This is a genomic window from Kribbella sp., from assembly GCF_035687465.1.
Lineage (GTDB): Bacteria > Actinomycetota > Actinomycetes > Propionibacteriales > Kribbellaceae > Kribbella.
Window position 1 is genome coordinate 1 of the sequence record NZ_DASRXP010000573.1, and the last position, 7,317, is coordinate 7,317.

Below are 7,317 nucleotides of genomic sequence, written 5' to 3' on the forward strand. Positions count from 1 at the left end.
CAACGTGACGCACTCGCCGCCGCGCTCGCCCTCACCGCGGGCACCGCCGTCGACCGGTTCGCAGTTGGCGCCGCCACCCTGAACCTGCTCTGCCGGTACGCCGAGTCGGCGCCGGTCGCACTCCTCGTGGACGACGCGCAACTTCTCGACCGCCCGTCGGCGGAAGCACTCCTGTTCGCGGCCAGGCGGCTGCTGGCGGACCCGATCGTGCTGGTGATCGCCGCCCGCGCCGGCGAATCCCATCCGCTGGCCGAGGCGGATCTGCCTCAGCTGCAGCTCGAGGGAGTCGGCCTGGCAGCGGCGCAGCAGCTGGTCCGGAACCACTCCGACCGCGTGGTTTCGATCGATCTCGTCGCCCGGCTGCACCGGACCGTTGCCGGGAATCCCCTGGCGCTGCTCGAACTGACCAACGATCCCGAACAACTGCAGCGGATCCCTCCGGGGGTGCCGACTCCGGTCCCGGCCTTGCTGGCGGACGCCTTTGCCGGCAGGGCCCGCCGGCTCAGCCAGGATGCGCAAACAGCCTTGCTGGTCGCTTCCGTCGACGATGGCGAGCTGGGTGCTGTGGCCCGTGCTTGTGCCGAGCTGGAGGTCGACGTGGCCGCCTTGGCCGAGGCGGAACAAGCGTCGCTCGTGACGATCGTGGATGGCCGGGTGGAGTTCCGGCATCCACTGGTCCGTTCGGCGATCTACGCGAGCGCGGAACCAGCTGAGCGGCGTACGGTGCATGGCGCAGTGGCGGCAGCCTTGGTCGGGCACGACGCGGACCGGCGGGCCTGGCACTTGTCCGAAACCGTGCTCGGCACTGACGACAAGGTTGCGGCCGCACTCGACGCCGCGGCCGGGCACGCGGCCGACCGCGGTGGCCAGGCGATCGCGGCCACTGCCTTCGAGCGGGCGGCCCGACTGACCGAAGGGGCGCAGGATCGGGCGCTCCGGCTGGTCGCTGCCGGTCAGGCCGCGTGGTTCGCGGGGATGCCGGACCGGGCGGACGGCCTGCTCGCCGAGGCACTGGCCCTCGAACCGCCCCTGCCGGTACGAACGCAAGCGCACGAGTTGCGCGGGGACATCGCGATGAAATGCGGTTCGCCGGCCAGGGCTCGGGACATCCTGATCGCCGCGGCCGCCGAGACCACTGATCCCGACACCGCGATCGGCCTGCTGGCCGATGCGGTGAATGCCTGTTTCTGGCTCGGCGATGTCGCTGGGGCGCTTGGGGCAGCGCAGGACATCGACAAGTTGCTGGTGCGGGTCGAGCGCTCCGGACCACGAACTTTCGGCCTGCTCGCGAGCGGAGTCGCCAAGGTGCTTTCCGGTCACGGGGGTACCGACCAGATTCGTGCCGCCGTCGCGCTGGCTTCGACAGCCGAGTTCGACGGGGACCGGCGCCGAAGGGTCTGGATGGTCTTCGCGGCCTTGTTCCTGCGCGAGAGCGAGACCGGCCGCGCACTGGTCCAGGCGGCGATGCGGGAGCGCCGCGACCAGGTCGAGCTGGGAATCCTGCCGACCCTGCTGTTCTCGCTGGCCCGTGACGACGCGACCACAGATCGCTGGGCGGATGCGGCGGCCTCCTACGACGAGGGCATCAGGCTGTCGCGGGAGACCGGGCAGACGACCGACCTGGCAGTCGGCCTGGCCGGGCAGGCGTGGTTGTCGGCCCATCGGGGCCGCGAGGCGGACTGCCGTGCGCTGGCGGCCGAGGCGAACCAGCTCGGCAGCGAGCACCAGATCCACCTCGCGACGGCGTGGTCCCTGTTCGCGCTGGGCGACCTGGAGCTCGGCCGGGGCAATCCCGCCGACGCGCTGCCGCAGTACGAGCGACTGGCCGAAGTACTGACCTCGCTCGGACTGCTGGATCCCGATCTGTCGCCGGCGCCGGAGTTGGTCGAGGTCTACCTGCGGCTGGGGCGGGTCGACGATGCGACTGCAGCCGCGCGGACGTACGCAGTACTGGCTGCTGAGAAGGGGCAGCCGTGGTCGCTGGCTCGGGCTGCGCGGGTGACTGCGCTGCTCACTGAGAGCGAGGAGCAGTTCGAGGAGGCGCTCGGCTGGCACGAACGGACGCTCGATGTGTTCGAGACGGCCCGGACGAGACTGGTCTATGGCGCTTGGCTTCGTCGGATCCGCCGGCGGGTGGATGCCCGGGCGCAGCTGCGGCTCGCCGTGTCGGCGTTCGACCAGCTCGGGGCGCCCAGCTGGGCCGATCTGGCAGCGGGCGAGCTGAAGGCGACGGGGGAGACCGCTCGGCGCCGGGAGCCGAGTACGGCGGACGACCTGACCCCCCAGGAGCGGCAGATCGCCGTTCTGCTCGCTGACGGACAGAGCATCCGGGAGGCCGCGGCGAGGTTGTTCCTCAGCCCGAAGACGGTCGAATACCACCTGCGCAAGGTGTACGCGAAGCTCGGAATCCACTCCCGGACCGAGCTCGCGGAGTGCCTGGCAGCTCTGTGAACGATGGATGAACTCCGGTTGGACCGAGCCTGGAGGCCGGAGCCGCGATGGGGACCGGGTTGGTAGCGGATGTCATGCTTCAGGCGTGACAGAGTTGATGGAGGCCGTTCGTGAGCTGCTGAGCCTCGCGATGGCCTCGCACTGGCTGCTGCTGATCCTGTTCGTCGCTGCCGCCGTCGACGCTGTCTTCCCCGTGATCCCCAGCGAGGGCCTGGTGATCACCGCCGGCATGGCCGCCGCCGCGGGGCACCAGAATCTGCTCCTGGTGATTGTGCTGGCGATGCTCGGCTCGGTGATCGGCGAAACCGCCTGCTACTTCCTCGGCCGCGGGTCCGGCCCGGCGCTGCGCCGCTGGATGCGCCGGCGGGATGCCCGGCAGAGGATGTACGAGAAAGTCTCGAATGCCCTGCACACCCGCGGTGGCCTGATCCTGATGACGGTCCGCTACATCCCGGGTGCCCGGATGGTCGCCACCCTGACCGCGGGTGCCACGGCGTACTCGTTCCGCAAGTTCCTGGTGTTCACCGTGGCGGGCGTGACGATCGCCTACACCTACGTGGCGCTGCTCGGGTACGTGGGCGGCGACGCGTTCGCGCACGACTCCCTGAAGGCGCTGGCGTTCAGCCTGAGCCTGGCCGCCGTGATCGGTCTCGCGGTCGAGACCACCCGGCGCATCGCAGTACGCCGCCGCCGCGCCCGCGCTTAAAGCTTGAGGTAGCCGTACGCCGACTGCCAGGTGCCGCCGGACTTGATCCGATCGATCACCAGGCGTTGCAGGGTGGTGTCCTGGGGGAACTTGTCCAGGTCCGTCAGATCGTGGCTGCGGAAGGTGAAGAAGACCGGACTGTCCTGGCTGTCCTGCGGCTTCCCGTACGGCGTGAACCGGCGCCCGAAGCGGACCATGTTCGACTCGGGCGGCAGGTTGTCCAGCAGATACGGGTCGATCAGCCAGGAGCCGAGCGTCGCAGTCTTCACCGGGTACTCCGGGAAGTGGCGCGGGAAGAACTCGCGGGCCTGGTCGAAACTGGCGTCCACCGCCTCCGGGGTGAGCGGTCCTGACTCGGGGATGTGGACGCCGATCACCCATTCACCCGGCTCGGTCCCCGGCACCGGATGAGAGGGGGGCACCTGGTGCAGCAGGAACTGCAGCCGGCCGAGCGCGTAGATCATTCCGGTCCAGTGGATCGTCATCCACCAGTGCGTCTCCAGGCCGAAGTCACCGTTCGTGCGGCGATGCACCTTCAGTTGCTGGCCCAGGTCCGCGAGCGTGGCCCAGCTGATCTCGTCGCTGATCCCGCGCTCCTGGTGGTACCGCCGGATGTCCGGCAGCGTCTCGAGGAACGCCGCGAGCGAGATCCGCCAGTCGTCCGGTGCCTCCAGCTCACTCTCGGGCGTGAACGCCCCGATCTTCCGGCGGAGTTCCGAGGCGAACTCGGCCACGGCCACCGGGTCGGCCTCGAGCTTCTCGGTGGCCTCCCGGTCAGCGTCGGCGAACCCGAGCAGGCGGTACTCCTCAGCAGTCGTCACCGGCCTACGTTAACCGATTAACCGACTGCATCCGGCCTGAGTTTTTCCTCAGCGCTCCTCGGCCAGGCCGAGGTACAACACCGACGGATCGGCCGGGTTGAAGGCCAGCCCGGGGATCCCGTCGTGCCGGTTGTGCTGCTTGGTCAGCTCCCCGGTGGACGGCCGGAAACGGTAGAGGTCGGCGCCGTACCCGGCGAACGAGGTGCCGTAGGCGAAGTAGAGCAGATCCGGGTCGACCGGGCTCGGCCACAGCTTGTTGCCGTTGTAGAGGTCCGCCCTGGACGCGTCGAGCACGGGCCGGAACTTGATCCCGCCGTCGTTCGACTGCCAGATGTACCGGGTGCCCTCGTCGCGCTCGTAGCCCTCCATCCAGACCACCGACGGGTCGACCGGCGAGATCGCCACACTGAAGGCGTTCACCCGCGTGACCGCCTTCGACCGGATCCAGTGCGAGCCGCCGTCGACGGTGACGTAGACGCCGTCGGACATCACCCCGGCGACGATGTGGTCGGGATTCTTCGGGTCGATCACCGCGTCGTAGACGAACAGGTCCGGCGCCGGCAGCTTGCCGACGGCTCGCCACTTCACGCCGTCGTCGGTGGACTCGAAGATCTGCCCGCTGCCCGCGACAGCACGCAGCTTTCCCTTGCCTGCTTGGAATGCGGCCAGACCGCCGCCTTCGACGGGTCCCGCGACCGTACTGACCTGATTGCTCTTCACCCGGTGGATCGGCTGATCGTTCACGCTGTGGATGTACGCCGTCTCACCCGGGCCCGGCGTCACGTCGTACGTAGTGAGGTCGTCCGGCGATTTGTCGATCTGTTGCCAACTGCAACCAGCGTCGCTGGAGCGCTGGATCGATTGCCGACCGATCGAGATCAACGTGTTCGGCTCTTCGAGCGCGGCCACCTTGGCATAGGTGACCGGCTGCAACTGTCCCTTGGTGGGAGCGAGCACGGCACCGTCGGAGGTCGTGATCGTGACGGACCCGTCGCCGTACACCGTGTCGCACTGTGGCCGGTTCCAGAACCACCCCGGCTGCCCAAACGAGGCGTGGACGGGCGTGGCGAAGGACACGATCAACGCGGAAGCCAGCACGACAAAGCCGCCGCGACGGCGAGGAGAGATCATTCGTCCTGTCTAGACGGCCGACCCAGACCGCCGCCAGCGATCGCCGTGTCCAACCTCCGCCATGACGTGAAGCAGCCATATCGTGGAATCCGTGGCCGCCTATCTCCGTTTCGACCCGCCGGCCGGGCAGCGTGACGTCGTCGACCACTACTGGATGATCGAGGCGCCCGGCTCTTCCTCGGAGGTCAAGCGGGAGATCCTGATCCCCAACGGCCGGCCAGGAATGGCGATCGCGCTGGCCGAGCCCGGCGTACGGCACGATCCGTTGACCGGCGCGCAGTGGACGAACGATGCCGCCTTGTTCGGGGTCATGACGCGGCCGCATGTGCTGACTCAGACCGGGGTGTCGAGCTACGTCGGCGCCGAGCTCAAGCCCTGGGGGATCGCCGCGCTCGGCCTGTCCGATCGCCTGGTCGACGACGTCCTGCCGTTCGCCTCCTGGACGGACGCCGCTACTACGGAACGCCTGGTGCTGGAACTCGCCGGAGCCGGATTCGGGCCGCCCCGAGCTGACAAGCTGGCGGAGTTCCTCGGCCCGCGTCTCCAGGTGCTTCCTCGAAGCGAGTTACTGGATCACGCCGTACAAGTGATCGATCGAGCTCAGGGCTCCGGGTCCGTCGCCTCGGTGGCAGCCGCTCTCGGGATCTCGTACAGCAGCCTCTACCGGCTCTTCGTCGGCTCGATCGGTCTCGGGCCGAAGCAGTTCGGCGAGATCATCCGGTACTTCAACTTCGTCGGCGGACTACTGGGTGGACCGGCGGACGCGACGGCCACGCTCGCCGCGCTGCACGGGTACTACGACCAGGCGCACGCAGCCCGGGACTTCAAGCGGTACACGGGAGTCGGTGCGACCTCGTTCCGCGCCGTGCAGAACGGGATCGCCGCGCTGATGCATGAAAGATCCGTCCAAGACGGGAGCTGATCCGATCGGCCATGCTGAGGTTCTCAACCCCCTTGCGAAGGAGAACCCCGTGGGACGCATCATCCATGTCGAGCTCACCGCTGCCGACCTCGACCGCGCTGCCGCCTTCTACACCGAGGCCTTCGGCTGGGAGGTGACGCCATCGCCTTTCGTCGGCGACTACCTCGTCGCCTCGACCGGCGAAGGCAGCGGCATCGACGGCGCGATCATGGCTCGCTCGTACCGGGAGCAGGTGGCGATCCCCTGGATCGAGGTGGACGACCTCGACGCCACCCTCCTTGCCGTCACCAAGGCCGGCGGCAGTACGGCGGGCGAACCGCAACGGTTGCCTGGCGTCGGCCGTCTGGCCTACATCTCCGACCCGGAAGGTACTTTGCTCGGCCTACGCCAACCAGAGTGACGTCAGGCGGCGGCCGTGTCGATGTGACGGGCCAGGACGAGGTCGTCGTCGGTGATGCCGCCGGCCTCGTGGCTGCTGACGCGGAACGTGATGGTGGTGTAGCGGATGTCGATGTCCGGGTGGTGGTTCATCGACTCGGCCAACTGCGCGACCGTCGCGACCAGCCGGATGCCGTCCAGGAAGGTCGGCGTCTTGACAGTGCGGACCAGCGCGTTGTCCGCCACCTTCCACAACGGCAGGTGGTCGCGGATCGCCGCATCGATCTGGTCGTCCGTCAGCAGTTCAGCCATGCGCGACACTCTAGTCGTCCCCCGCCGGTCCAGCCGTCTGTCAGGCCACTGTCGCCGGCGGCGCGAGGCGCTTCCGCCGACGGAAGACCAGCCAGATCGCGACACCGGCCAGGAGGCCGAGCACGAACAGGGCGATCCCGACGAACTGCAGGTTGGTGCCCCACAGCCCCGAGTAGTGGACCTTCTCCGGCTTGGTCGCCGCCACCTTGTCGACCTCGGCCTGGATCTGGCGCTGCTCGTCCTTGGTCAGCTCGCCGGCGCCAAGGGTCGCCGCGAGCCCGGTGATCCTGTCGGACTCGGAGTCGCTGAAGCCCGGTAGGTCAACGTCGGAGACGAAGCTGTAGTCGAGCGAGGTGCAGTCCATCGGTTTGCCGGTCTTGATATCGATGTGCGCCGGCAGCGACTCGGTGCAGGTGTCCCCTTCGCTGAGGAACTGCACCTTGTACTGGTTGCCGAGTTTGGACTTCTGCGCACCGCCGGCGATGACCAATCCGATGCCGGCGATGTAGCCGACGATGATGGCGATGACGAGCAGCGGGACGAGGCGGGAGGTGGTTCGGCGATCCGTCGAATTCACCCGGGCATCCTAGCGGGAT

At 68.4% G+C, this 7,317-nt stretch carries 8 protein-coding genes; 4 read left to right on the forward strand and 4 right to left on the reverse strand.

Features of this window, described 5'->3' with window-relative positions; genetic code table 11:
- Positions 1 to 2,451: LuxR C-terminal-related transcriptional regulator (locus tag VFG33_RS30385; protein WP_325056422.1), on the forward strand; the 2,451-nt coding region annotated here is incomplete at its 5' end.
- Between the two features lie 85 nt (positions 2,452 to 2,536).
- Complete coding sequence (locus tag VFG33_RS30390; RefSeq protein ID WP_325056423.1) at positions 2,537 to 3,157, forward strand: DedA family protein; 621 nt, start codon at positions 2,537 to 2,539, stop codon at positions 3,155 to 3,157.
- Here VFG33_RS30390 and VFG33_RS30395 read toward each other — a convergent pair.
- Together VFG33_RS30395 and VFG33_RS30400 are read right to left on the reverse strand one after the other, a co-directional pair.
- Entirely contained in the window at positions 3,154 to 3,978 is an 825-nt protein-coding gene (locus tag VFG33_RS30395; protein ID WP_325056424.1) for an acyltransferase domain-containing protein, read from the reverse strand. The genes VFG33_RS30390 and VFG33_RS30395 overlap by 4 nt on opposite strands.
- Before the next feature lie 48 nt (positions 3,979 to 4,026).
- Positions 4,027 to 5,109 (reverse strand): sialidase family protein, encoded by a 1,083-nt coding sequence (locus VFG33_RS30400; protein ID WP_325056425.1) that lies wholly within the window; start codon positions 5,107 to 5,109, stop codon positions 4,027 to 4,029.
- 91 nt (positions 5,110 to 5,200) lie between these two features.
- Here VFG33_RS30400 and VFG33_RS30405 point away from each other — a divergent pair, with 91 nt between their 5' ends.
- Both VFG33_RS30405 and VFG33_RS30410 read left to right on the forward strand, forming a co-directional pair.
- Positions 5,201 to 6,031 carry a helix-turn-helix domain-containing protein gene (locus VFG33_RS30405; protein ID WP_325056426.1) on the forward strand — a complete coding sequence of 277 codons (831 nt, stop codon included), beginning with the start codon at positions 5,201 to 5,203 and terminating at the stop codon, positions 6,029 to 6,031.
- Between the two features lie 49 nt (positions 6,032 to 6,080).
- The gene (locus VFG33_RS30410) at positions 6,081 to 6,431 is read left to right on the forward strand and encodes a VOC family protein (protein WP_325056427.1); all 351 of its coding nucleotides are present in this window, start codon (positions 6,081 to 6,083) and stop codon (positions 6,429 to 6,431) included.
- 2 nt (positions 6,432 to 6,433) lie between these two features.
- On the opposite strand, the gene VFG33_RS30415 is transcribed toward VFG33_RS30410, so the two are convergent.
- Positions 6,434 to 6,721, reverse strand: a complete 288-nt coding sequence (locus VFG33_RS30415; protein WP_325056428.1) for a 4a-hydroxytetrahydrobiopterin dehydratase — start codon at positions 6,719 to 6,721, stop codon at positions 6,434 to 6,436.
- A gap of 40 nt (positions 6,722 to 6,761) precedes the next feature.
- Positions 6,762 to 7,298: a hypothetical protein gene (locus tag VFG33_RS30420; RefSeq protein ID WP_325056429.1), complete on the reverse strand. Its 537-nt coding sequence runs from the start codon at positions 7,296 to 7,298 to the stop codon at positions 6,762 to 6,764.
- Positions 7,299 to 7,317: the final 19 nt, after the last annotated feature.

Coding starts and splice junctions, on each gene's coding strand:
- VFG33_RS30400 (WP_325056425.1), bottom strand. CDS start 5,109: ATGATCTCTCCTCGCCGTCGCGGCGGCTTTGTCGTGCTGGCTTCCGCG.
- VFG33_RS30415 (WP_325056428.1), bottom strand. CDS start 6,721: ATGGCTGAACTGCTGACGGACGACCAGATCGATGCGGCGATCCGCGAC.